General features: G+C 63.5%; 22 protein-coding genes. 15 read left to right on the top strand and 7 right to left on the bottom strand.

What is annotated here, in order from left to right; genetic code table 11:
- Window positions 1-59: 59 nt before the first annotated feature.
- The 12 genes from mtgA (at window position 60) to pyrF (ending at window position 13,213) form a co-directional block, all read left to right on the top strand.
- The gene (mtgA, locus tag J2W46_RS09210; protein WP_020071274.1) at window positions 60-782 is read left to right on the top strand and encodes a monofunctional biosynthetic peptidoglycan transglycosylase; all 723 of its coding nucleotides are present in this window, start codon (window positions 60-62) and stop codon (window positions 780-782) included.
- A 917-nt stretch (window positions 783-1,699) separates the two neighbouring features.
- Window positions 1,700-2,680, top strand: a complete 981-nt coding sequence (locus J2W46_RS09205) for an IclR family transcriptional regulator (protein ID WP_310352980.1) — start codon at window positions 1,700-1,702, stop codon at window positions 2,678-2,680.
- A complete protein-coding gene (locus tag J2W46_RS09200) occupies window positions 2,677-3,777 on the top strand; it encodes a 2-dehydro-3-deoxygalactonokinase (RefSeq protein WP_310352977.1) in 1,101 nt (366 codons plus the stop codon). The genes J2W46_RS09205 and J2W46_RS09200 overlap by 4 nt, the downstream gene beginning before the upstream one ends.
- Before the next feature lie 35 nt (window positions 3,778-3,812).
- Window positions 3,813-4,493: a 2-dehydro-3-deoxy-6-phosphogalactonate aldolase gene (locus J2W46_RS09195; RefSeq protein ID WP_088175746.1), complete on the top strand. Its 681-nt coding sequence runs from the start codon at window positions 3,813-3,815 to the stop codon at window positions 4,491-4,493.
- On the top strand, window positions 4,490-5,266 hold the full coding sequence (locus J2W46_RS09190; RefSeq protein WP_310352974.1) for an SDR family oxidoreductase: 777 nt from the start codon (window positions 4,490-4,492) through the stop codon (window positions 5,264-5,266). The genes J2W46_RS09195 and J2W46_RS09190 overlap by 4 nt, the downstream gene beginning before the upstream one ends.
- 186 nt (window positions 5,267-5,452) lie before the next feature.
- A complete protein-coding gene (locus tag J2W46_RS09185; RefSeq protein ID WP_020071279.1) occupies window positions 5,453-6,451 on the top strand; it encodes an arabinose ABC transporter substrate-binding protein in 999 nt (332 codons plus the stop codon).
- 156 nt (window positions 6,452-6,607) lie between these two features.
- Window positions 6,608-8,146: an L-arabinose ABC transporter ATP-binding protein AraG gene (araG, locus tag J2W46_RS09180; protein ID WP_027805132.1), complete on the top strand. Its 1,539-nt coding sequence runs from the start codon at window positions 6,608-6,610 to the stop codon at window positions 8,144-8,146.
- Window positions 8,147-8,199: 53 nt separating this feature from the next.
- Complete coding sequence (araH, locus tag J2W46_RS09175; RefSeq protein ID WP_006051875.1) at window positions 8,200-9,216, top strand: L-arabinose ABC transporter permease AraH; 1,017 nt, start codon at window positions 8,200-8,202, stop codon at window positions 9,214-9,216.
- Between the two features lie 38 nt (window positions 9,217-9,254).
- The gene (locus J2W46_RS09170; protein ID WP_288825089.1) at window positions 9,255-10,055 is read left to right on the top strand and encodes an SDR family NAD(P)-dependent oxidoreductase; all 801 of its coding nucleotides are present in this window, start codon (window positions 9,255-9,257) and stop codon (window positions 10,053-10,055) included.
- A complete protein-coding gene (locus J2W46_RS09165; protein ID WP_310352969.1) occupies window positions 10,052-10,975 on the top strand; it encodes an SMP-30/gluconolactonase/LRE family protein in 924 nt (307 codons plus the stop codon). The genes J2W46_RS09170 and J2W46_RS09165 overlap by 4 nt, the downstream gene beginning before the upstream one ends.
- A 209-nt stretch (window positions 10,976-11,184) precedes the next feature.
- Window positions 11,185-12,255, top strand: coding sequence for an aldose 1-epimerase (locus J2W46_RS09160; RefSeq protein ID WP_027779677.1), 1,071 nt, complete (start codon window positions 11,185-11,187; stop codon window positions 12,253-12,255).
- A 142-nt stretch (window positions 12,256-12,397) separates the two neighbouring features.
- The gene (gene pyrF, locus J2W46_RS09155; RefSeq protein WP_310352963.1) at window positions 12,398-13,213 is read left to right on the top strand and encodes an orotidine-5'-phosphate decarboxylase; all 816 of its coding nucleotides are present in this window, start codon (window positions 12,398-12,400) and stop codon (window positions 13,211-13,213) included.
- A gap of 29 nt (window positions 13,214-13,242) precedes the next feature.
- Here pyrF and J2W46_RS09150 read toward each other — a convergent pair whose 3' ends face one another.
- From J2W46_RS09150 to thiL, 4 genes are read right to left on the bottom strand one after another with little or no spacing between them, the layout of a single operon-like run.
- Entirely contained in the window at window positions 13,243-13,758 is a 516-nt protein-coding gene (locus J2W46_RS09150) for a cupin domain-containing protein (RefSeq protein ID WP_310352961.1), read from the bottom strand.
- A gap of 23 nt (window positions 13,759-13,781) precedes the next feature.
- Window positions 13,782-14,282, bottom strand: a complete 501-nt coding sequence (locus tag J2W46_RS09145) for a CinA family protein (protein ID WP_088175741.1) — start codon at window positions 14,280-14,282, stop codon at window positions 13,782-13,784.
- 28 nt (window positions 14,283-14,310) lie between these two features.
- Window positions 14,311-14,868 (bottom strand): phosphatidylglycerophosphatase A family protein, encoded by a 558-nt coding sequence (locus J2W46_RS09140; protein WP_020071288.1) that lies wholly within the window; start codon window positions 14,866-14,868, stop codon window positions 14,311-14,313.
- Entirely contained in the window at window positions 14,858-15,856 is a 999-nt protein-coding gene (gene thiL / locus J2W46_RS09135) for a thiamine-phosphate kinase (RefSeq protein WP_310352958.1), read from the bottom strand. The genes J2W46_RS09140 and thiL overlap by 11 nt, the downstream gene beginning before the upstream one ends.
- Before the next feature lie 96 nt (window positions 15,857-15,952).
- On the opposite strand from thiL, the gene J2W46_RS09130 reads away from it, so the two are divergent.
- From J2W46_RS09130 to J2W46_RS09120, 3 genes are all read left to right on the top strand, one after another.
- Window positions 15,953-18,292, top strand: coding sequence for an NADP-dependent malic enzyme (locus J2W46_RS09130; RefSeq protein ID WP_310352956.1), 2,340 nt, complete (start codon window positions 15,953-15,955; stop codon window positions 18,290-18,292).
- Window positions 18,293-18,712: 420 nt separating this feature from the next.
- Entirely contained in the window at window positions 18,713-19,129 is a 417-nt protein-coding gene (locus tag J2W46_RS09125; protein ID WP_020071291.1) for a ribonuclease, read from the top strand.
- Window positions 19,130-19,136: 7 nt separating this feature from the next.
- Window positions 19,137-19,706, top strand: coding sequence for a barstar family protein (locus J2W46_RS09120; RefSeq protein ID WP_020071292.1), 570 nt, complete (start codon window positions 19,137-19,139; stop codon window positions 19,704-19,706).
- Window positions 19,707-19,911: 205 nt separating this feature from the next.
- Here J2W46_RS09120 and J2W46_RS09115 read toward each other — a convergent pair whose 3' ends face one another.
- The 3 genes from J2W46_RS09115 to speE all read right to left on the bottom strand — a co-directional run bounded on the left by J2W46_RS09115 (window position 19,912) and on the right by speE (window position 22,077).
- The gene (locus J2W46_RS09115; RefSeq protein WP_310352953.1) at window positions 19,912-20,652 is read right to left on the bottom strand and encodes a 16S rRNA (uracil(1498)-N(3))-methyltransferase; all 741 of its coding nucleotides are present in this window, start codon (window positions 20,650-20,652) and stop codon (window positions 19,912-19,914) included.
- A gap of 19 nt (window positions 20,653-20,671) precedes the next feature.
- Window positions 20,672-21,085 carry a VOC family protein gene (locus tag J2W46_RS09110; RefSeq protein WP_020071294.1) on the bottom strand — a complete coding sequence of 138 codons (414 nt, stop codon included), beginning with the start codon at window positions 21,083-21,085 and terminating at the stop codon, window positions 20,672-20,674.
- 110 nt (window positions 21,086-21,195) lie between these two features.
- A complete protein-coding gene (gene speE / locus J2W46_RS09105) occupies window positions 21,196-22,077 on the bottom strand; it encodes a polyamine aminopropyltransferase (RefSeq protein WP_310352951.1) in 882 nt (293 codons plus the stop codon).
- Window positions 22,078-22,248 lie beyond the last annotated feature (171 nt).

Here is a 22,248-nt window from a genome sequence, read left to right as displayed (position 1 = left end):
GACAGCATTCTTAGACAGCTTTCGTCAGACGCCCCACGAACTCGAGGACCGACACTACGATGACAGCCACGCGACGCACGAGCCGGCCAGGTCCGGCGCGATGGATCGTTTATCTTGTCGCCGTGGTCGTCTTTGCGTGGCTCGCGACGCAGGTCTTTTACTTCGCGCAGATTGCGGTGTGGAACTATGTGAACCCTCGCTCGACGGCTTACATGCGCTCCGACGCGTGGCGCTTGTCGCAGGAGAAGCCTGGTCTTTCGATGCAGCACACGTGGGTGCCGTACGACCAGATTTCGCGCAATCTGAAGCGGGCGATCATTGCCTCCGAAGACGCGAACTTCGTCAACAACAACGGCTACGAAACCGATGCGATCCTGCAGGCGTGGGAGCGCAACAAGGCGAAGGGCAAGATCGTTCGAGGCGGCTCGACGATCACGCAGCAACTTGCGCGCAATCTCTTCCTGTCGCGCGAGAAAAGCTATATACGCAAAGCGCAGGAGCTGATCATCACGTGGATGCTGGACACCTTGATGAACAAGGAGCGCATCTTCGAGATTTACCTGAACTCTGTTGAGTGGGCCAATGGCGTTTATGGCGCCGAGGCGGCGGCGCGTTATTACTACAAGACGCCGGCGAGCGGGTTGACAGCGGCGCAGTCGGCGCGGCTCGCGGTCATGCTGCAGCAGCCGAAGTATTACGACGAGCATCGCGGGTCGGCGTATCTGGCGCAGAGGTCTAGGGTGATTGCCCGGAGGATGGGGGCGGCTGAGTTGCCCGAGTGAGTTTGTTTGTCTGCGGTTGTTGTTTTGAAACCCGTTGGCCTTTCCTTGAATTCGCGGTGGTCTATTAGCGTTGCCCCTGTGCGGGGCGGCACTTACTTTCTTTGCATGCCGCAAAGAAAGTAAGCAAAGAAAGCGGCTTCAAACCGCTAGCTCATAAGCGGGTCCCCTGGCTCGGAGGGGGTAGCGGTGCATCTGGAGTCTGTGCCCTCGCGCACTCCGCCCCCGTGACAAGGCCGTCATTCTTCCGGCGACGCTTCGCGCGCCGCAGCGATCGTTCTTAGAACCGCTGCCGTTCAAACTTCTTTTCCCGTTTCCCATCGCCGTCTGTCTCGCCACGTCACTGCCTGCGCTCCGCGACGGCGCCAATCGCGAGCCGTTGGTGCTAAGCGGACCTATCCGGCGAGCACGCAGTGCGAGGCGGGAAGTATGACTGCCTTGTCACCGGTGCGGAGTGTGCGAGAGCACAGATTCCAGATGCACCACTACCCCCTCCAAGCCAGGGGCCCCACTTATGAGCTAGCGGTTTGAAGCCGCTTTCTTTGCTTACTTTCTTTGCGGCATGCAAAGAAAGTAAGTGCCGCCCCGCACAGGGGCAACGCCAATAGACCACCGCGAATTCAAGGAAAGGCCAAAGGTCCTCAACACCAACCCCAACACCACCCACAAGCCCGCGGCAACACCAAATCCCATTATCTGACCACACAAATCACATATTGGAGCTTTCTCAAAAACCCCCCTACAATCCACTCCAACAGCAGAAACCCAAAAATTCTGCGACAGCGAAAAAAACCGGAGACAAGCCAAACCATGCCTACCAAAGCCCTCAGGCAGCACCCCCGCGCCCACGCCGCGCACCCCCAAGGCCCGCTCTCCGGCCCCGCGCTGTAAGCGCAGAATCCACCGAAAAGCGAATCGCCATGAATAAAGCGATGCCGAACCACGCCGAAAGCGCAGCCGAAGCCGAACTGGCGCCACACGCCGACCATGACGCGTCTAGCGCCACGCCGCGCACAATGCCCGCAGCCAAAGCGCCACGCGCCACGCCTCAGCCCGCCGCCGTGGTCAATGGAATTGCGTTGCCGAGCACGCTGCTCGACATCACGCCGCAACAGGCCGGCACGCAGACGCTTCTGCGCGGCCTCGCGATTCTCGAAGCGGCCGCCGCCGGCGTGCGCGATCTGCGCACCTTCGGCGCCGCGCTCGGCACGACGCGCAGCACCACGCATCGGCTGGTCAGCAGCCTCGTGCAGGCGCGCTACCTGCGCCAGGTGCAAGGCGGTTATCTGCTCGGCCCCAAGCTGATCGAACTGGGCACCATCGCGCTCGAACAGATGCCGCTCACCGCGGTCGCTCGTCCGCATCTCGAATCGCTGGCGGAACAGACGCTCGACACGATTCACCTCGGCGTGCGCGATGGCGACGACGTGCTTTACATCGACAAGATTCCCGGCACGCGCGGACTCGAGATGCGCTCACGCGTCGGTCACCGGATGCCGCTGGCGTCGACCGGTATCGGCAAGGCCATGATGCTCGATCTCACGCCGGAGCACTGGCAGTCGCTTTTCGACGCATCGCGACGCGCGCTCGCCAGCGTTACCTTTAAGCCCGACAACCGTCCCGACGCGCAGACTTTCATGCAGCGCATGACGAACTACGCGGCCGGCGGCTACACGTTCGACCTCGAGGAAAACGAAGCGTCGATTCGCTGCGTCGCGGCCCCGGTGCGCGATGCGTCGGGCGCGATTGTCGCGGCGCTGTCGGTGGCCAGCACGATCCCTTATATGTCGCTCGAGCGCATGGACGAGCTGATTCCGGTCGTGCAGCGCGAAGCGCGCGCGATCTCCGAAGAACTCGGCTGGCGAGCCCCGCAACCCACAACCCGCAGGATCAAGCGATGAAACACGCGGGTTCTCCCACTCCGTCGGACGCGCAAATCGCGGTCGGCACCGCCGCCGCGAGCGCGCCAGCGAACGCCGAAACAAACGCAGAAGCAAACGCCGATGCGAACAGTCGCGCAGCGCTGATCGCGCTCGACTGGGGCACTACATCGCTGCGCGCATATCTGTACGACGCGTCCGGCAACGTGCTCGCGACGCGTGCATCGACGGCCGGCATCATGAACCTGCCTCGCAGCGCGGAGCAGGGCGGTTTCGACGCCGCATTCGAGGACGCCTGCGGCGCCTGGCTCAAAGCCGCGCCCGGCGCACCCGTCATTGCTGCGGGCATGGTCGGCAGCGCGCAAGGCTGGCTCGAAGCGCCCTACGTCGATGCGCCCGCGAATGCGGATGCGCTCGCAGCGGGCATCGTCCGCGTGAAGGCGGCTTGCGGCGCGACACTGCATATCATCCCCGGCGTGCTGCAACGCGGCGAGCTACCCAACGTGATGCGCGGCGAAGAAACGCAGATCTTCGGCGCATTAAGCGAGGATTCCCGCGACGCGGACAGCAGCAAGCGCGCGCTGATCGGCTTGCCCGGCACGCACGCGAAGTGGGCGGTGGTGCAGGCCGGGCGTATCGAACGTTTCCATACGTTCATGACGGGCGAAGTATTCGGCGCATTGCGCGAACACACGATTCTCGGCCGCACGATGGTCACGCCCGACCGTCCGGATTCCGAAGCGTTTCTGCGCGGCGTGAACATCGCGCGCGACAAGGGACAGGCGGGCGTGCTCGCGACGGTCTTCAGCTCGCGCACGCTCGGTCTAACAGGACAACTTTCGCCCGAGCAGCAGCCGGACTACCTATCGGGTCTGCTGATCGGGCATGAACTGGCCGGCCTCGAAACCGTACTGAAGCAGCAGCAAAGGTCGCTCGCGGGTCAAAGCCTGCGCCTGATCGGCAACGAAGCGTTGTGCGAGCGCTATCGAGTCGCGCTCGCGCGGTTCGGCTGCACGCAGGCCGAGCTCGTCAAGCAGGCCACCGAGCGCGGCCTGTGGCGCGTCGCTTCGCAGGCGGGGCTCGTCAGCCCGGCCGCCCGCGCAGCGCAGGCCGGCTAGTCAGCGCGCCGCCATCCACGAAACAAGGAACCGACATGCAACCTCACATCAATCTGCCCGCTCCGTACATGCCGCACGCGGGTTTGATCGCGGCGTTCGAGGCATGTCCGCTGATCGCGATCATGCGCGGCGTGACGCCCGCCGATGCGGCGGAACACGGACAGGCGCTGTACGAAGCCGGCTTTCGCATCGTCGAAGTGCCGCTGAATTCGCCGCAGCCGTTCGACAGCATTGCGGCAATCCGCAAGGCGCTGCCCGCCGATGCGATCGTCGGTGCGGGCACGGTGTTGCATCCGAGTTTCGTCAAGGACGTGAAGTCGGCCGGCGGTGAACTGATCGTGATGCCGCACAGCGATCCGGACGTTATCGTCGCCGCCAAAGCACAAGGCATGGCCTGCGCGCCCGGTGTCGCCACGCCGACTGAAGCGTTCATCGCGCTAAAAAACGGCGCGGACGTATTGAAGATGTTCCCGGCCGAACAACTCGGCTGCCATGTGGTGAAGGCCTGGCGCGCGGTGATCGCGGCGCAGGTGCCGCTCGTGCCGGTCGGCGGCATCGCACCTGACAACATGGGACCGTTTCTGAGCGCCGGCGCGAACGGCTTCGGTCTCGGCTCTGCGCTCTATAAGCCGGGCCAGAGCGCGGCGGTGACGGCTTCGCACGCGAAAGCCTTTATCAACGGATTGCGCGTTGCGCGCGCGGGTGCGAAGAAATGACACGCCTGGCGGGCAAAGTCGCATTAGTCACCGGCGCAGGGCGCGGCATCGGCGCGGCGATTGCCCTTGCGTTTGCGCGCGAAGGCGCAGCGGTGGCGCTTGCCGAACTCGACATCGACACGGCGCGGCAGACGGCGCAGCAGATCAGTTCGGAAACCGGGGCGCGCGTGTTGGCGGTGCATACGGACGTCACGCAATCGGCTTCGGTCCAGCACGCGGTGAGCGAAGCGGAAAAAAAGCTTGGACCGCTCGACGTGCTGGTGAACAACGCGGGCATCAACGTGTTTTGCGACCCGCTGACCATGACCGACGACGACTGGCGCCGCTGCTTTGCGGTCGATCTCGACGGCGTCTGGAACGGCTGCCGCGCGGTATTGCCGGGGATGGTCGAACGCGGCGCGGGCAGCATCGTGAACATCGCGTCGACGCATGCGTTCAAGATCATTCCGGGCTGTTTTCCGTACCCGGTCGCGAAGCATGGCGTGATTGGCCTCACGCGCGCGCTCGGCATCGAGTACGCGCCGCGCAACGTGCGGGTCAACGCAATCGCGCCTGGCTACATCGAAACCCAGTTGACGCATGACTGGTGGAACGAACAGCCGGACCCGGCCGCCGCCCGGCAGGCGACGATGGATTTGCAGCCGATGAAACGCATCGGCCGCCCGGAAGAAGTAGCGATGACGGCGGTGTTTCTCGCGTCGGATGAAGCGCCGTTCATCAACGCCACGTGTATCACCGTCGACGGCGGCCGCTCCGTGCTTTATCACGATTGAGCCGGCGACTGGGGCAGCAACCGGCCAACAAACAAGCAGCAAAGCAAAAAAGAAACGCAGTACAAAGCGAACCAGAAAAACGTAGCACCGTTTCACCGGACGACGCGCTGGCCGCGTGTGTCACAACCGGTACAAGAAGACGCGGCCGATACCTTCTCGTTATCAATTAGTCAGGAGACACGCAACATGAAACGTAGAATTTTCCTCACGCTGGCAGCAGCGGCGGCGGGTGTGGTCTTCAACGCGCCGGTCGCGCAAGCCGCCGATCCGGTCAAGATCGGTTTCCTCGTCAAGCAGCCGGAAGAACCGTGGTTCCAGGACGAGTGGAAGTTCGCCGAAATTGCCGCCAAGGAAAAGGGCTTCACGCTGGTGAAGATCGGCGCGCCGTCGGGCGAGAAAGTGATGAGCGCGATCGACAACCTGTCGGCGCAAAAGGCGCAAGGCTTCGTGATCTGCACGCCTGACGTGAAGCTCGGACCGGGCATCGTCGCCAAAGCGAAAGCCGACGGCCTGAAGATGATGACGGTGGACGACCGCCTGGTCGACGGCGCGGGCAAGCCGATCGCGTCGGTGCCGCACATGGGCATCTCGGCGTACAACATCGGCAAGCAGGTCGGCGACGGTCTGGCCGCGGAAATCAAGAAGCGCGGCTGGGACATGAAGGACGTGGGCGCGATCGACGTGACCTACGAACAACTGCCGACCGCGCATGACCGCACGAGCGGCGCAACCGACGCGCTGCTCGCCGCCGGCTTCCCGAAAGCGAACGTGATCGCCGCGCCGCAAGCGAAGACCGACACGGAAAACGCGTTCAACGCCGCCAACATTGCGCTGACGAAGAACCCGCAGTTCAAGCACTGGGTCGCGTACGCGCTGAACGACGAAGGCGTGCTCGGCGCGGTCCGCGCAGCGGAAGGGCGCGGCTTCAAGGCCGACAACATGATCGGCATCGGTATCGGCGGTTCGGATTCGGCGTTGAACGAGTTCAAGAAGCCGAACCCGACGGGCTTCTTCGGCACGGTCATCATCAGCCCGAAGCGCCATGGCGAAGAAACAGCGACGCTGATGTACGACTGGATCACGCAAGGCAAGGCGCCGCCCCCGCTCACGCTGACGACCGGCATGCTGGCCACGCGTGAGAACGTCGGTGAAGTGCGCGAGAAGATGGGGCTTGCTTCGAAGTAACGCGCGCTGCAATGAAGGATTGCCGGCGCGTCGCTTACGGTGCGCGCGCCGGCAACTGAAACGGAACATGAGCAACAGGACATAGGCCGTGCGTTGCAGGTGTCGAAGTACGACGCCCAGCGAGGCGCGGTCGAGATGAAACAGCGAGGAGGCGAAGTGTCAGCGACGCTACGTTTTGACAATATCGGCAAAGTCTTTCCAGGCGTGCGCGCGCTCGACGGTGTGTCCTTCGACGTCAACGTCGGCCAGGTGCACGGCCTGATGGGCGAAAACGGCGCAGGGAAATCGACCCTGCTGAAGATACTCGGCGGTGAATATCAGCCCGACTCGGGCCGCGTGATGATCGACGGAAAAGAAGTGCGCTTTACGAGCGCGGCTTCGTCGATCGCGGCGGGTATCGCGGTGATTCACCAGGAATTGCAGTACGTGCCCGATCTGACCGTCGCGGAAAATCTGCTGCTCGGCCAGTTGCCGAATTCGTTCGGCTGGGTCAACAAGCGCGATGCGAAGCGCTTCGTGCGTGAGCGTCTCGAAGCAATGGGCGTCGCGCTCGATCCGAACGCGAAGCTGCGCAAGCTCTCCATCGCGCAACGGCAGATGGTGGAAATCTGCAAGGCATTGCTGCGCAACGCTCGCGTGATCGCGCTCGACGAACCGACGAGTTCGCTGTCGCATCGTGAAACCGAAGTGCTGTTCAAGCTGGTGCGCGATCTGCGCGCCGACAACCGCGCGATGATCTACATCTCGCATCGCATGGACGAAATTTACGAACTCTGCGACGCGTGCACGATTTTCCGTGACGGTCGCAAGATCGCTTCGCATCCGACGCTCGAAGGCGTGTCGCGCGACACCATCGTCAGCGAAATGGTGGGTCGTGAGATCTCGGACATTTACAACTATTCGGAGCGGCCGCTCGGCGAAGTGCGTTTCGCGGCGAAAGCGATCGAAGGCCATGCGCTCTCGCAGCCAGCCAGCTTCGAAGTGCGGCGCGGCGAAATTGTCGGCTTCTTCGGTCTGGTGGGCGCAGGCCGCAGCGAACTGATGCATCTCGTCTACGGCACCGAGCATAAGAAGGGCGGCGAACTGGTGCTCGACGGCAAGACGATCCGGGTGAAAAGCGCCGGCGAAGCGATTCGCCACGGCATCGTACTGTGTCCGGAAGACCGGAAGGAAGAAGGCATTGTCGCGATGGCGACGGTGTCGGAGAACATCAACATCAGTTGCCGCCGTCACTATCTGCGCGCGGGCGTTTTCCTCGATCGCAAGAAAGAAGCGGAAACCGCGGACCGCTTCATCAAGCTGCTGAAGATCAAGACGCCGAGCCGCCGCCAGAAGATCCGCTTTCTTTCGGGCGGCAATCAGCAGAAGGCGATTCTGTCGCGCTGGCTCGCCGAACCCGATCTGAAGGTCGTGATTCTCGACGAACCGACTCGCGGCATCGACGTGGGCGCGAAGCACGAAATTTATAACGTGATTTACCAGCTTGCCGAACGCGGCTGCGCGATCGTGATGATTTCGTCCGAACTGCCCGAAGTGCTGGGCGTGTCCGACCGCATCGTCGTGATGCGCCAGGGCCGAATTGCCGGCGAACTGTCGCGCAAGGATGCAACGGAACAAGCGGTGTTGAGCCTCGCATTGCCGCAAAGCTCGACCGCACTGCCCGCAACCGGAACCGCCGCTCAACAGGCGGCCTGAACATCATTGGACGAAAGTCCGGCAACCCGTGGGGAACGGGAGGAGTCTTCATCATGCAAGCTAGAGAAAACCTCGCGCAACAGGCCGCCAAGAGCGCGGCTGAGGCGCTGATCCCGCAGACGAGCGACAAGGCGAAGTGGTGGCAGCAAATCACCGAGTACAGCCTGATCCTGATCTTCGTGGTGATGTTCGTGACGATGTCGCTGACCGTCGACCACTTCTTCTCGATCGAGAACATGCTCGGCCTCGCGCTGTCCATTTCGCAGATCGGCATGGTCGCGTGCACGATGATGTTCTGTCTCGCGTCGCGAGATTTCGACTTGTCGATCGGATCGACCGTCGCGTTTGCCGGCGTGTTGTGCGCGATGGTGCTCAACGCGACTGACAATACGTTTATCGCAATCGTTGCCGCAGTGGCGGCAGGCGCGGTGATCGGCTTCGTCAACGGCGCGGTGATCGCGTATCTGCGCATCAACGCACTGATCACCACGCTCGCAACGATGGAAATCGTGCGCGGCCTCGGCTTTATCGTGTCGCACGGTCAGGCGGTGGGTGTGTCGTCGGATACGTTCATTGCGCTGGGCGGCTTGAGCTTCTTCGGCGTGTCGTTGCCGATCTGGGTCACGCTGCTGTGCTTTATCGTGTTCGGCGTGATGCTGAATCAGACCGTGTATGGCCGCAACACGCTTGCGATCGGCGGCAATCCGGAAGCGTCGCGGCTCGCCGGTATCAACGTCGAGCGCACGCGCGTGTACATCTTCCTGATTCAGGGCGCCGTCACCGCGCTCGCAGGTGTGATCCTGGCGTCGCGGATCACGTCGGGACAGCCGAATGCCGCGCAAGGCTTCGAACTGAACGTGATCTCGGCGTGCGTGCTCGGCGGCGTGTCGCTGCTCGGCGGGCGTGCGACGATCTCCGGCGTCGTGATCGGCGTGCTGATCATGGGCACCGTCGAGAACGTAATGAACCTGATGAACATCGACGCGTTCTATCAGTACCTCGTGCGTGGCGCGATCCTGCTCGCCGCCGTGCTGCTCGACCAGTTGAAGAACCGCGGTTCGCGCGACTAATCGCGGCTTAACCATCTCGCTCAAAAAGGAATCGAACGATGTCGTCTCCGGCCAATGCAAACGAGCGTCTCGCGAACAACGCATTCGCGCGCTACCCTAGTCTTGTCGACCGCACAGTGTTGATTACGGGCGGCGCGACCGGAATCGGCGCATCGTTTGTCGAGCATTTCGCGGCGCAGGGCGCGCGCGTTGCGTTCTTCGATATCGACGCAACCGCGGGCGAAGCGCTGGCGGACGAACTCGGCGACTCGAAGCACAAGCCGCTTTTCCTGCCCTGCGATCTGACCGACGTCGACGCGCTGCAAAAAGCGATCGCCGACGTGAAAGCCGCCCTCGGCCCGATTCAGGCGCTCGTGAACAATGCAGCGAACGACAAGCGTCACACGATCGGCGAAGTCACGCGCGAATCTTTCGACGCGGGCATCGCGGTGAACATCCGTCACCAGTTCTTTGCCGCGCAAGCGGTGATGGAAGACATGAAAGCCGCGAACAGCGGTTCGATCATCAATCTCGGGTCGATTAGCTGGATGTTGAAGAACGGCGGTTATCCGGTGTACGTGATGTCGAAATCGGCGGTGCAGGGGTTGACCCGCGGTCTCGCACGCGACCTGGGGCACTTCAACATTCGCGTGAACACGCTGGTGCCGGGCTGGGTGATGACGGAAAAGCAGAAGCGCCTGTGGCTCGACGACGCGGGCCGCCGTGCGATCAAGGAAGGGCAGTGCATCGACGCGGAACTCATGCCGGACGACCTCGCCCGCATGGCGCTGTTCCTCGCCGCCGACGACAGCAGAATGATCACCGCGCAGGACATCGTCGTGGACGGAGGCTGGGCATGACGGCAAGCGCGCGCTCACACGCCGGTGCGCAACCTGCGAAAAGCGCGGCGCTGCTGCTCGACACCAAGTGCACGTTGGGCGAAGGCGCGACATGGTGCGCGAGAACCGGCCGCTTCTACTGGACGGATATCGAAGGCGCGCGTTTGTGGCGCTACGACCCGAGCGACGGCCGGAGCACTTTCTGGCCGATGCCCGAGCGTCTCGCCACGTTCGCGCTGTGTGCCGATCCGCATTACCTGTTGCTTGGCCTTGCCTCGCATCTGGCCTTTTTCGACATTGCGACGGGACAGACGCGGCACATCGTCGATGTGGAAGCGGGCATGAACACGCGGGTGAACGACGGTCGCTGCGACCGTCAGGGCCGTTTCGTGTTCGGCACGAAAGACGAAGGCTCGCCGTTGCAGGCGATCGGCGGGTTCTACCGGCTCAATCACGACCTGTCGCTGGAGCGTCTGCCGCTGCCCGCGCCGGCCATTTCCAACAGCATCGCGTTCAGTCCCGACGGCTCGACGATGTATTTCTGCGACTCGCCCACGCGTGAGATCCGCGCGTGCGACTATCGTGCGGACGGCGGCATCGCCAACGACCGGCTGTTCGTGCGCCTCGCCGACGCCACTGGCGAGCCCGACGGCTCGACTGTCGATCGCGATGGCGGCTTGTGGAACGCGCAATGGGGCGGCAGACGCGTCGTGCGTTACGGCGCCGACGGTGTCGAAACGGAGCGCGTGGAAGTGCCCACGGCGCAGCCGAGTTGCGTCGCGCTCGGCGGCGCGCAACTGGGCACGCTGTACATCACGAGTGCGCGCGTCGGTCTCGACGCAGCGGCGCTCGCCGGCGATTTGCGGGCAGGCGGCGTGTTCATCGCGACACCTGCGCGGCGCGGTTTGCCGGAGCCGATGTTCCAGGGCGCGCCAGCGTAGCGCAGAATGACGCAGCTTCGCAGTCGATGCAGTGACCGGAAGCGCGCGGCTGCAGTGACGAGCCGTGCTTGACAGAAACCAGCAACAACCGGGCATTCCGCGCAAAACGGCAGCAAGCAGTTCGGACCAGAGGCGACCTGTTCAAGAAAATCGCCCGACAGCACCCGTCAGCCACGACGGCAACGTCCCAGCCTCTCGAAGGAGCAGATATGACTGTTGCGAATCCTGTTTCCGCCTCGTCCCAAACATCACAAAGCGCTCAGAGCCGGCGCTCGCGACTCGCGGCGGCGGCCAATCCGGTGTTGCCGGGGCCGAGCACGTCGGCGGTAGCGGTCGGTGAGACCTCGGCCGGCGACGTCGCGTGCATCACGCTCGCCAATGCGCATTTGCGTCTCGACGTTGCACCGACGCTGGGTGGCGGAATCACGCGCTTCGACTGGCGCGACGACGGCGCGCTCACGCCCATTTTCCGTCGCTGCCGCCATGTTGCCGCCGACACGCAACCGAACGAACTCGCCTGTTATCCGCTGCTGCCGTATTCGAACCGGATCGGCGGCGGGCACTTCAATTTCGCAGGGCGGCGCGTCGACGTGGCGTGCAATCGCGCGGACGAGCCGTTTCCGATTCACGGCGACGGCTGGCAGTCGGCGTGGCATGTCGTCGATTCAGACCGGGAGAATGTGCGGCTCACGCTCGATCGCCGTGACGGCAAGCCGTACGCGTTTCGCGCGGCGCAGACCTACAAGCTGGACGGCCCGTCGCTCGTCATCACGCTCGAAATCGAGAACGCGGGCCGCGAGGCGTTGCCTTTCGGGCTCGGCGTGCATCCGTTTTTCGTGCGCGACGCCGACACCGAGTTGTCGGCTGCGGCAGGCGGTCTATGGCTCGCCGGCGACGACTGGCTGCCGGTCCGCCACGTGCAGGCGCCGCCGGCTTGGCAGTTCGGCGTCGCTTATCCGCTGCCGGAAACCATCGTCAATCATGCATTCACTGGCTGGAGCGGGCAGGCGGCCGTGGTGTGGCCCAAGCGCCGGCTGTCGCTGAACATTGCCGCCGACACCGATTACTACGTGCTGTACACGCCTCCTGGCGAGGATTTCTTCTGCTTCGAGCCCGTCGATCATCCGATCAACGCGATGAATCTTGCCGGCGGCGCATGCGAAAACGGCATGACGCTGCTTGGGTGTGGCGAGCAACTCGTGCGGACGTTCCGCTTTACCGTTGAACGTACCGGTTTGCGTTCGATGCCGGGCGCGCGAGGATCGCGGCGTCGGCAATAGGGCGCGGTCCGGTGACTCGCGGCGCCTCGAAGGGCTCGCGCTGGACGGAGCGATGGACAGTGAAGCGAGCCGCGCCGCCCGCCCACGCCGGACAGGTAAAATACGCGCCTCTTCCGACTACCGGCTCGCCGCGAGACCCACCATGTCCAACTTCATCCAGACACTCAACGACGCGTGGCAGCGCACTAACTCGCTGCTGTGCGTCGGCCTCGATCCGGAGCCCAGCAAGTTTCCGGGCGCGCTCGCCGGCCGTGCCGACGCGATCTTCGACTTCTGCCGCGAGATCGTCGACGCGACTGCACCGTACGCGTCGTCGTTCAAACCGCAAATCGCCTACTTCGCGGCGCATCGCGCGGAAGACCAGCTCGAGCAGCTGATCGCACACATTCACGCACATCATCCGGGCTTGCCGGTCATTCTCGACGCGAAGCGCGGCGACATCGGCAGCACTGCGGAGCAATACGCGCGCGAGGCGTTCGAACGCTACCGGGCGGACGCGGTGACGGTGAATCCGTACATGGGCTTCGATTCGATCGAGCCGTATTTGCAGCATGAAGGCAAAGGCGTGATCGTACTGTGCCGCACGTCGAACGCGGGCGGCTCCGACCTGCAATTCATGGAAACGGGGGGCCGTCCGCTGTATCAGGTCGTCGCGCAACTGGCGGCGGAAAAGTGGAATGCGAGCGGTCAGTTGGCTCTCGTGGTCGGCGCGACTTTCCCGAAGGAAATCGAAGTGGTGCGCGGAATTGTCGGCGATATGCCGCTGCTGATTCCCGGCATCGGCGCGCAGGGCGGCGACGTGCAGGCGACCGTGAGCGCGGGCCGCACCGCCAACGGCACGGGCATGCTGATCAACTCGTCGCGCGCGATCATCTATGCAGGCAAGGGCGAGGATTTCGCTCAAGCGGCAGCGAAGGCCGCCATGGAGACGCGCGACCGGATCAACGCATTCCGTTGAATCAGGAGTGAGTTGGTGAAGGGGCCGGCTTAGTCCGCAGCCGGCCCAAGCCGCTCGATGTGCGCGGCATGCTGCGGGTATTGCGCTTTCAATGCATCCACATCCGCAAGCTCGAATTCACTGAACTCGAAACCGGGCGCTACCGTGCAGCCCACGAGCGCGAACGCCGCCGGATCTGCACATTCGGCGGCGAACCACAAACCGGCCGGCACCACAGCCTGAAACACCGTGCCGCGATGAGTCAACGCGTTGCCGAGCCGATGTGTAACGAGGGCGCCCGACTCGTCCAGCACGTGAACGTGCAGCGGTTCGCCCGCATAGAAATGCCAGACCTCGTCGGATTTGATCCGGTGCCACGCCGAATGCGCGCCGTCGCATAACAGATAGTAGATCGCCGTGGACGCCGAACGCGTTTCGGCCGACCCGCTTGCGCGGCTCACGCGCTCCGCCGACCGGTAGGTCTCGCTGAAAAATCCGCCTTCCGGATGCGGCTTCAGATCGAAGCGACGGATCAGTTCGTCTCTGGCTGCGTGCGAATCGGACATCGTCTTCCCGCCTTCAACCAAACTCAATGTTCGCGCTCGTCGAGCAGCGCGAGCACGCCGCGCAGCGCGTGCGCTGCGGCCTGCACGCGAATTTGTTCGCGGTCGCCCTTGAAAATCTTCGTTTCGACCGACGTATGCAGCCGGTTGCTCCAGCCGAACGACACCATGCCGACCGGCTTGGTCTCCGTGCCGCCGCCCGGCCCGGCGACGCCCGTGATCGACAACGATACCTGGGCGCGGCTGTTGCGCAGCGCGCCTTCCGCCATCGCGCGCGCCACCTGCTCGCTGACCGCGCCGTACTTGTCGATCATGTCCGCGGGCACGCCGATCATTTCACTCTTGGCCTGATTCGAATACGTGACGAAGCCGCGCTCGAACCAGCCGCTGCTGCCTGAGATGTCGGTGATCGCGGTCGCGACCATGCCGCCCGTGCACGACTCGGCGGTGACGAGCATCAGGCGCTCGTCGCGCAGGCGGTTGCTCACGCGGATCGCGAGCTGGTGAACGACGGAATCGGTAGGCATGGCGTCAATCCGGAGCGGGGCGGAGCGGTTAAACGGACATGCGCCAGAGCGCAATCACGAGCAAGGTGAAAAACGCGGCAACGAGGTCGTCGAACATGATGCCAAAACCGCCTTTCAGCCGGCGATCGAAATAGCTGATGGGCGGCGGCTTCACCATGTCGAAAAAACGGAACACGATGAACGCCCAGAACTGGCCTGTCAGCGTGACCGGCGTGACCATCAGCAGCACGAGCCAGAAGGCGACGATTTCGTCCCACACGACCGGCGATGGGTCGTCAGTGCCGAGCTTCCTGGCGGTAAAGCCGCAAATCGCAATGCCGCCCACGAAGCCGACGCCGATCAGCACCCCCCACTCGATCACGGTCAGATAGCGGCTGAACACGGCAAACGAGGCCCACGCGAACAACGTGCCTATCGTGCCGGGCGCGATCGGCGACAAGCCGCTGCCGAAACCGAGCGACAGAATGTGCAGCGGGTGCGACAGCATGAAGCGCGCGGTCGCGCGGCGCGGCTGAGGGCGCTGCGGCTTGGGCGGCTGACCGCCGACAAGATTGTCGGCGGGCGTGAGCGGGCGATCAGTCTGCATGAAAGTGGTCGAAGCCTTGCAACGTCAGGGAGAGCGGCGCGCCGGCAGAGTCGCGCCAGTCGATCGCCGGGCGGTCGGCCGCCGTTCGGAGAGCGCTTATTGTACCGATGCGCGTGACGGGCACGCCCGCCTTGTGGCCGGCGGCCTGAACGGCGTCGCGCGCGGCCGGCGGCGCGGTGAAGCACAACTCGTAGTCGTCGCCGCCCGCGAGCGTGCAGCGCCGCTGCGTGTCGAGCGGCAGCCTGCGCAGTGCGGACGAACGCGGCACTGCGTCGGCGTCGACGGTGGCCTGCATATTCGATCGATCGAGAATGTGCTTCAGGTCGCCGGCGAGCCCGTCCGAGATATCCAGCGCCGCATGGGCGACGCCGCGCAGCGCCAACCCTAGCGCGACGCGCGGTTCCGGGCGCTCGAGCGCGCGGCGAAACGCCGCGGCGTCGTCGGCATCGGCGGTCCACTCGCCCCGCTGGATGCCGAGGCCTGCGCGCGCGTCGCCGAGGGTGCCCGACACCCAGATGTCGTCGCCCGCCCGAGCGGCGTCGCGGCGCAGCGCGGCTTGCGGCGGCACGCTGCCGAACACGGTGATGCACAGGTTCAGCGGGCCGCCGGTCGTGTCGCCGCCGATCAGCGCGCAGCCATGCCGTTCGGCGAGCGCGAAGAGTCCTTCGCTAAATGCGGCAAGCCACGTTTCATCGGCTTTGGGCAAGGAGAACGCAAGCGTGAACGCCTGCGGTTGCGCGCCCATCGCGGCCAGGTCCGACAGATTGACGGCGAGCGCCTTGTGACCGAGCGCCTCGGGATCGACATCCGCGAAGAAGTGGCGGCCTTCCACCAGCATGTCTGTCGAAATCGCCAGCATTTCGCCCGCGCGCGGCGCTAGCAGCGCGCAGTCGTCGCCGATGCCGAGCGAACCGCTCGGGGTCGCCGACGCCTCGCCCGCTGCGCGGCGCGCGAAGAAACGTTCAATCAGCGAAAACTCTGAAAGCATTGTGAGGAAAAGTGAAGGGACGACTGCCTTTCGCTACGTTTCAGTCTCGGCAGTTGTACCCGTATTGAAGGAATCGGGCCGGCAATTGGGGCTACAATGCCGTCGAACATCTATTCTAATCCGCACTTCGAAGCCCGCCTTATGTCGACTCCCGTCAATAGCAAACTCCGCGAAGCCGCCCTCGATTACCACGAATTCCCGACCCCCGGGAAGATCGCAATCGCCCCCACCAAGCAGATGATCAACCAGCGCGACCTCGCGCTGGCGTACTCGCCAGGTGTCGCGTTCGCGTGTGAAGAAATCGTCGAGAACCCGCTGAATGCCGCGCGCTTCACGGCGCGCAGCAACCTGGTCGGCGTCGTGACGAACGGCACGGCGGTGCTCGGCCTGGGCAATATCGGCCCGCTCGCATCCAAGCCGGTCATGGAAGGTAAGGCGGTGCTGTTCAAAAAGTTCGCCGGCATCGACGTGTTCGATATCGAGTTGAACGAGTCCGATCCGCACAAGCTCGTCGACGTGATCGCGGCGCTCGAGCCGACTTTCGGCGGTATCAATCTCGAAGACATCAAGGCGCCGGACTGCTTCATCGTGGAACGCGAATGTCGCAAGCGCATGAAGATTCCGGTCTTCCACGACGATCAGCACGGCACGGCCATCGTCGTTGCGGCGGCGATCACGAACGGCTTGAAGGTCGTCGGCAAGGACATCAAGGACGTCAAGCTGGTCTCCTCCGGCGCGGGCGCAGCGGCGCTGGCCTGTCTGGATCTGCTGGTCGATATTGGGCTGCCGCTCGAAAACATCACGGTCACGGATCTGGCCGGCGTGGTCTACAAGGGCCGCGTCGAACTGATGGACCCGGACAAGGAACGCTTCGCGCGTGACACCGAGGCACGCACGCTCGCAGAGGCAATTGGCGGCGCGGACGTGTTCCTCGGCCTGTCGGCGGGCGGCGTGCTCAAGCAGGAGATGGTCAAGCAGATGGCGGAACGGCCGCTGATTCTGGCGCTCGCTAACCCGACGCCGGAAATCCTGCCGGAACTGGCGCTCGAAGTGCGTCCGGACGCCGTGCTGTGCACGGGCCGCACCGACTATCCGAACCAGGTGAACAACGTGCTGGTGTTCCCGTTCCTGTTCCGCGGCGCACTGGACGCGGGCGCGACCACGGTCACGCGGGAAATGGAAATCGCTGCGGTCAATGCGATTGCCGAACTGGCGCGCCAGGAGCAGAGCGACATCGTCGCGACGGCTTACGGCATTCAGGATCTTTCGTTCGGTCCGGAGTACCTGATTCCGAAGCCGTTCGACCCGCGTCTGATCGTCAAGGTCGCGCCCGCGGTGGCGAAGGCCGCGATGGATTCGGGCGTCGCCGAGCGTCCGATCGAGGACATGGACGCATACGAGCAGCATCTGCAGCAGTTCGTGTATCACAGCGGCACGACGATGAAGCCGATCTTCCAGCTGGCGCGCGGCGTCGAGCCGGAGAAGAAGCGCATTGTGTTCGCGGAAGGCGAAGAAGAGCGCGTGTTGCGCGCCATGCAGATCATCGTCGACGAAAAGCTGGCCAAGCCGATCCTGATTGGCCGTCCGGCCGTGATCGAGCAGCGCATTGCGCGCTACGGTCTGCGTCTCGTCGCAGGTCAGGATTACACGGTCGTCAATACGGACCATGACGAGCGTTATCGCGACTTCTGGCAGGAGTATTACAAGATGATGTCCCGTAAGGGCATCACCGCGCAGATGGCCAAGCTCGAAATGCGCCGCCGCACGACGCTGATCGGTGCGATGCTGGTCAGAAAAGGCGAGGCGGACGGCATGATCTGCGGCACGATCAGCACGACGCACCGCCACCTGCACTTTATCGACCAGGTGATCGGCAAGCGCGAAGGCTGCGCCGTATATGCCGCGATGAACGCGCTGGTGCTGCCGAATCGCCAGATTTTCCTGGTCGATACGCACGTGAACGTGGACCCGACGCCGGAGCAGCTGGCCGAAATCACGATCATGGCCGCCGAGGAAGTGCGCCGCTTCGGAATCGAGCCGAAGGTCGCGCTGGTGTCGCACTCGAATTTCGGTTCGAGCAATGCGCCGACCGCGCAGAAAATGCGCGATACGCTCGCGATCCTGCAAGAACGCGCGCCCGAACTGCAGGTTGATGGTGAAATGCACGGCGACGTCGCGCTCGATGCGAATCTGCGACGCGAAGTGCTGCCCGACTCGACGCTGGAAGGCGATGCCAACCTGCTGGTGCTGCCGAACATCGACGCCGCCAACATCTCGTACAACCTGCTGAAGACGGCGGCGGGCAACAACATCGCCATTGGCCCGATGCTGCTGGGCGCGTCAAAGCCCGTGCACGTGCTGACGGCCTCCGCGACGGTTCGACGCATCGTCAACATGACGGCGCTGCTGGTTGCGGATGTGATCGCGGCCCGCTGATAGTCCGTCTGCGCTAATTGGCGCCGGCTCCAGCCAGCGCAGTTGGCGTAGAAATTTGCCGGCGGCTCCTGCCGGCCTCGTCCGACGAAAAAAAAGGCGTGCCCGCAACGGGCACGCCTTAGGGCGAACAGGGGATAGCCGCCCAAAACGGCAAACAACAGACTTCCTTGCAAGAACTCAGCGCCCGGCATTCCGTGTGGAAAAGCCGGTGTTGCTGCGTCTTTTGCTTGGTTGAGCTAATGTTAGCGCGCATTGGATAAATTTTGTGTCAAAAGTCGTCAAAGCACTGCTGGTGGGGCTTTCGCGTCGAATCGGATCATTTTGCGACTCCGGCGAACGTTGATTCCGGGGACCATTAGCGATACCCTTACGACTTTCATGGTCGTAAAACTCGTGATCTAACAGCCGGGAAACTTGGTAATGGCACGCAGATGGCAGCGCATCAAGGGCGTGCTGATCAGTGCTATTGCGCTGTGCGTTTTCTGCGGCCCCGTGCCTCACGCCATCGCGCGCAATTACCCGGCACCCACCGGCACGAATGCACAGGGCCAAGGCACCATTGCGGCGGCGCAGTTGCCCCGCGAGGCGGTCAATACATTGAACTTGATTGCCGCTGGCGGGCCTTACCCGTATGAAAAGGACGGCGTCGTGTTCGGCAACCGCGAACGGTTGCTGCCGCCCAACCGGCGCGGCTTTTACCACGAATACACCGTTCCCACGCCTCGTTCACGTAGTCGCGGGGCGCGTCGCATCGTCTGCGGAGGTCCGCTGAAGCGCACCGACAATTGTTACTACTCGGACGACCATTACACCAGTTTTAATCGTATTGTTGAATGACATCGGGATGAACGGCATGAGCGACAACGTCTACGCGCACGACACCGGAGTCGCGACGGATCTTTTCGCGGCCGGCGACGGCAATCTTTTCCAGCGCGTCATGAAGATGCGCGCCGGCGAGCAGGGCCGTGAGAACCGGAGCGAAGCTGACAGTGTGGTTTCATCGAACGAGGAGCCCATGAGTCTTTTCAAGACCGTACGACCGAACATCGTACAGTCGATCCGCGCGTTTCGCGTTCAGGATCTCGCCGACGAGGCGAATCGACTCGGACAGCACTTTCTCTACGCGTATTGCGCAAACGCGCAGTCCAAGCAGGAAGTCCTGGAAACCATCGCTACATCGTTCCTGTTTCCGAAACATTTCGGCAAGAATTATGACGCGCTCTACGATTGCCTGACCGACCTGGTCCACAAGGCCGGTGCCCAGCCTGGCTTCGTGATCGTGCTCGAGCAATTGCCCGTCGCGCAGAAATTCGACAAGGAAGGGCGAGAGACGCTGCTCGACGTGTTTCGCGAAGCGGCCGAATTCTGGGCCGAGCGCAAGGTTGCGTTCCGCGTCTTTTATTCGTTCGCCTGAATGCTTTGAGCCGAACGCCTGAGTTCAGCCATAGCCGGAATCGCAAAGGCCCGCCAACTGGCGGGCCTTTGCTTTTGGCGGATTGGGCTTGAGCCCGGTGTCAGTGGCATTGGTGGTGCTGTGCCGGTCGCGCCTCCGTTCGCTTCTATCGCTGCCGTTGCGGCTGCCTACGCTATAGCCCACAAGCGCCTACTCAATCACCACCTCACCAGCCGCCCCACGCAGCCGCGAGTGCGGACAGAACCGCCATGCCAGCGGTTTCGGTGCGCAAGACGCGCGGTCCGAGCCCGACCGCCTGAAATCCGTGGTCCGTTGCTGCGGCTTCTTCCGCGGCGGAAAAGCCGCCTTCCGGGCCGACCAGCACGGTGACGGGCCCCTTCGGCGGAATCGTGGGGAGCGCTGAAAAATGGATGCTCGCGCGTGGCGACAACAGGATGCGCAGTTCGTCTTCTGCGGGAACGCGCGGCATTGCGGCGAGCCAGGTGGCGATTTCGCGTACAGGCATGACTGTCGGCAGGCGGTTGCGTCCGCATTGCTCACACGACGCCCGCACGATGCCTTCCCAGTGCGCATGCCGCCGAAGCGCACGATCGCCGTTCAGACGCACGACGCTGCGCGTGGTGGTCAACGGGACGAAGGTCGACGCGCCGAGTTCGACGGCTTTTTCGATCAGCCAGTCCATCTTGTCGCCGCTTGCTATGCCCTGAGCGAGCGTGAGCCGATACGGCGGCTCGACTTCGATATTGCGGAATTCGCCGACCTTCACGGTGACCGTGCGGCGTTCGATCGCGACGAGTTCGGCGCTGTATTCGCCGCCCTCACCGTTGAAAAGCACTATGGAGTCACCGGTCTGCAAGCGCAGCACGAGGACGTGCCGTACGACGTCATCGGGAAGTTGCATGATGTCGTCGGACGAAAGAGGCGTACCGACGAAGAAGCGAGGCATCAGAAAAATACTCATTAGTTCACGAAAGGTGGCGAGCGAGCGCCCAACGGTAGCCGTCCAGATCCTCGACCTGGGCGAAGCGGTCGCCCCAGAACTGGTCCTGTGGCTCGCTCAACGATTTGGCGCCGGCGGCAAGCGCCCGGGCGTAAACCGTGTCGACATCGTCGACGTAGACATAGAATGATTGCGGCGCGATCGCGCCCGCGCTGCGGGGTGTTTTTGCGGTGGAGCCGAACGCGCCTTCCGGCGCGAACATCACGATCAACTGACCTTGATAGGTCATTTCGACATGCATGACGACGCCGTCGTCCTGCACGCTATCCCGCAATTCAAAGCCGAATGCCGCGGTGTAAAAGGCACTCGCGGCTCGCGCGTCCCGTACCGTCAGATAGGGGGTCAACCAGGGCACACCGGCTGGGCGGGAGGCGGTCATGGGGTTCTCCAGATCTAGGGTTATTGGGCGCATGCCGGGCCGCCGGCAACGGGTTGCGTATCGGCAAAGAGATAGCGCAATCCGGCGAAGCCGTGCATTTTGCCCGTGCGTCAGTGTGACGGCTTTAAGAATTGACCTAGTTTATCTTGCACCGACGGCGATGCCGTAAAGAGTCCGGCATGCGCGGCAGGGCTGTAGTGCTTCCGTGCGTCGATTCCTCGCACGGCGAGGCGCTCGGCCACGATATCCGCCGTCAGCGCGGCAGGATCGAGCGTGTCGCTGGCGGTCGCCATCATCCACAACGAGCCGTATAGCGGGACGAACGTGTTCATGGTGCGCACCACCGCGAACACGCTGCGCAGATCGCCCAGCATGCCGGCAATGCGTTCGGCGTGGAAATAGGGCGAGCCCAGATGGACGGACAACACGGCGTTCGCGCTCATCACCCGCTTGAGCTGACTGTAGAAGGCGATCGTGTACAGGCCGGCCGCTGGCGAGTCCGGCGGCGTCAGATCGAATACGACCAGATCGAACTGCGCACACCGGGCCTGCGCGGCCGCGGTCACGAAATGCGCCGCATCGCCGATCACGAGTTCGACGCGTGGATCGTTGAATGCGCCGCCGTGTACTTCGGGCATGTGCTCGCGGGTCAGGCGAACCACCTGTTCGTCGAGTTCGGCGACTACGATCCTTTCAATGCCCGGATGCGCCAGCAGTTGCCGCGCGGCGCCCCCGTCGCCTCCACCTAGCACCAGCGCGGCTTTCGGTGCCGGATGCGCCAACGCCGCCGGGTGCACCATGCACTCATGATAGATGAACTCGTCGCCGGTGGACGTCATGGGACGGCCGTCCAGCGTGAAGATCCGGCCGAGCTGGCGCGTGTCCCACACCTCGATGCGCTGATAAGGCGAATCGACTCGTGCAATCAGCGACGCGTCCGGAAATCCGTAGACAGCGTCTGGACTCGGGTGGAACAGCAAAGTAGCGCTCAAGATGGTTTGCCCAGTGTGAACGGGTTGGTTTCCGCTGCCCGATTGTAAGGGCGACGCGCGGCACGGTCTCGCGCGCGCCCCACGATGCGGAACGAGTCAGCGGTTCTTTGGAGGCACCGGGCGGCGCCCGCCATGCGGCTTTGCGCACAGGGAGGGAGACAACGTTCTGTT

Source organism: Paraburkholderia strydomiana, from assembly GCF_031456815.1.
Lineage (GTDB): Bacteria > Pseudomonadota > Gammaproteobacteria > Burkholderiales > Burkholderiaceae > Paraburkholderia > Paraburkholderia caledonica.
The sequence above is the reverse complement of the archived record's forward strand: the minus strand, read 5'-3'. Positions and strand labels throughout refer to the sequence as shown.

Bases quoted from the DNA above. Each gene is read 5' to 3' on its own strand.
- mtgA (WP_020071274.1), top strand. From the start codon at position 60: ATGACAGCCACGCGACGCACGAGCCGGCCAGGTCCGGCGCGATGGATC.
- J2W46_RS09205 (WP_310352980.1), top strand. From the start codon at position 1,700: ATGAATAAAGCGATGCCGAACCACGCCGAAAGCGCAGCCGAAGCCGAA.
- J2W46_RS09200 (WP_310352977.1), top strand. From the start codon at position 2,677: ATGAAACACGCGGGTTCTCCCACTCCGTCGGACGCGCAAATCGCGGTC.
- J2W46_RS09195 (WP_088175746.1), top strand. From the start codon at position 3,813: ATGCAACCTCACATCAATCTGCCCGCTCCGTACATGCCGCACGCGGGT.
- J2W46_RS09190 (WP_310352974.1), top strand. From the start codon at position 4,490: ATGACACGCCTGGCGGGCAAAGTCGCATTAGTCACCGGCGCAGGGCGC.
- J2W46_RS09185 (WP_020071279.1), top strand. From the start codon at position 5,453: ATGAAACGTAGAATTTTCCTCACGCTGGCAGCAGCGGCGGCGGGTGTG.
- araH (WP_006051875.1), top strand. From the start codon at position 8,200: ATGCAAGCTAGAGAAAACCTCGCGCAACAGGCCGCCAAGAGCGCGGCT.
- J2W46_RS09170 (WP_288825089.1), top strand. From the start codon at position 9,255: ATGTCGTCTCCGGCCAATGCAAACGAGCGTCTCGCGAACAACGCATTC.
- J2W46_RS09165 (WP_310352969.1), top strand. From the start codon at position 10,052: ATGACGGCAAGCGCGCGCTCACACGCCGGTGCGCAACCTGCGAAAAGC.
- J2W46_RS09160 (WP_027779677.1), top strand. From the start codon at position 11,185: ATGACTGTTGCGAATCCTGTTTCCGCCTCGTCCCAAACATCACAAAGC.
- pyrF (WP_310352963.1), top strand. From the start codon at position 12,398: ATGTCCAACTTCATCCAGACACTCAACGACGCGTGGCAGCGCACTAAC.
- J2W46_RS09150 (WP_310352961.1), bottom strand. From the start codon at position 13,758: ATGTCCGATTCGCACGCAGCCAGAGACGAACTGATCCGTCGCTTCGAT.
- J2W46_RS09145 (WP_088175741.1), bottom strand. From the start codon at position 14,282: ATGCCTACCGATTCCGTCGTTCACCAGCTCGCGATCCGCGTGAGCAAC.
- J2W46_RS09140 (WP_020071288.1), bottom strand. From the start codon at position 14,868: ATGCAGACTGATCGCCCGCTCACGCCCGCCGACAATCTTGTCGGCGGT.
- thiL (WP_310352958.1), bottom strand. From the start codon at position 15,856: ATGCTTTCAGAGTTTTCGCTGATTGAACGTTTCTTCGCGCGCCGCGCA.
- J2W46_RS09130 (WP_310352956.1), top strand. From the start codon at position 15,953: ATGCCGTCGAACATCTATTCTAATCCGCACTTCGAAGCCCGCCTTATG.
- J2W46_RS09125 (WP_020071291.1), top strand. From the start codon at position 18,713: ATGGCACGCAGATGGCAGCGCATCAAGGGCGTGCTGATCAGTGCTATT.
- J2W46_RS09120 (WP_020071292.1), top strand. From the start codon at position 19,137: ATGAACGGCATGAGCGACAACGTCTACGCGCACGACACCGGAGTCGCG.
- J2W46_RS09115 (WP_310352953.1), bottom strand. From the start codon at position 20,652: ATGCCTCGCTTCTTCGTCGGTACGCCTCTTTCGTCCGACGACATCATG.
- J2W46_RS09110 (WP_020071294.1), bottom strand. From the start codon at position 21,085: ATGACCGCCTCCCGCCCAGCCGGTGTGCCCTGGTTGACCCCCTATCTG.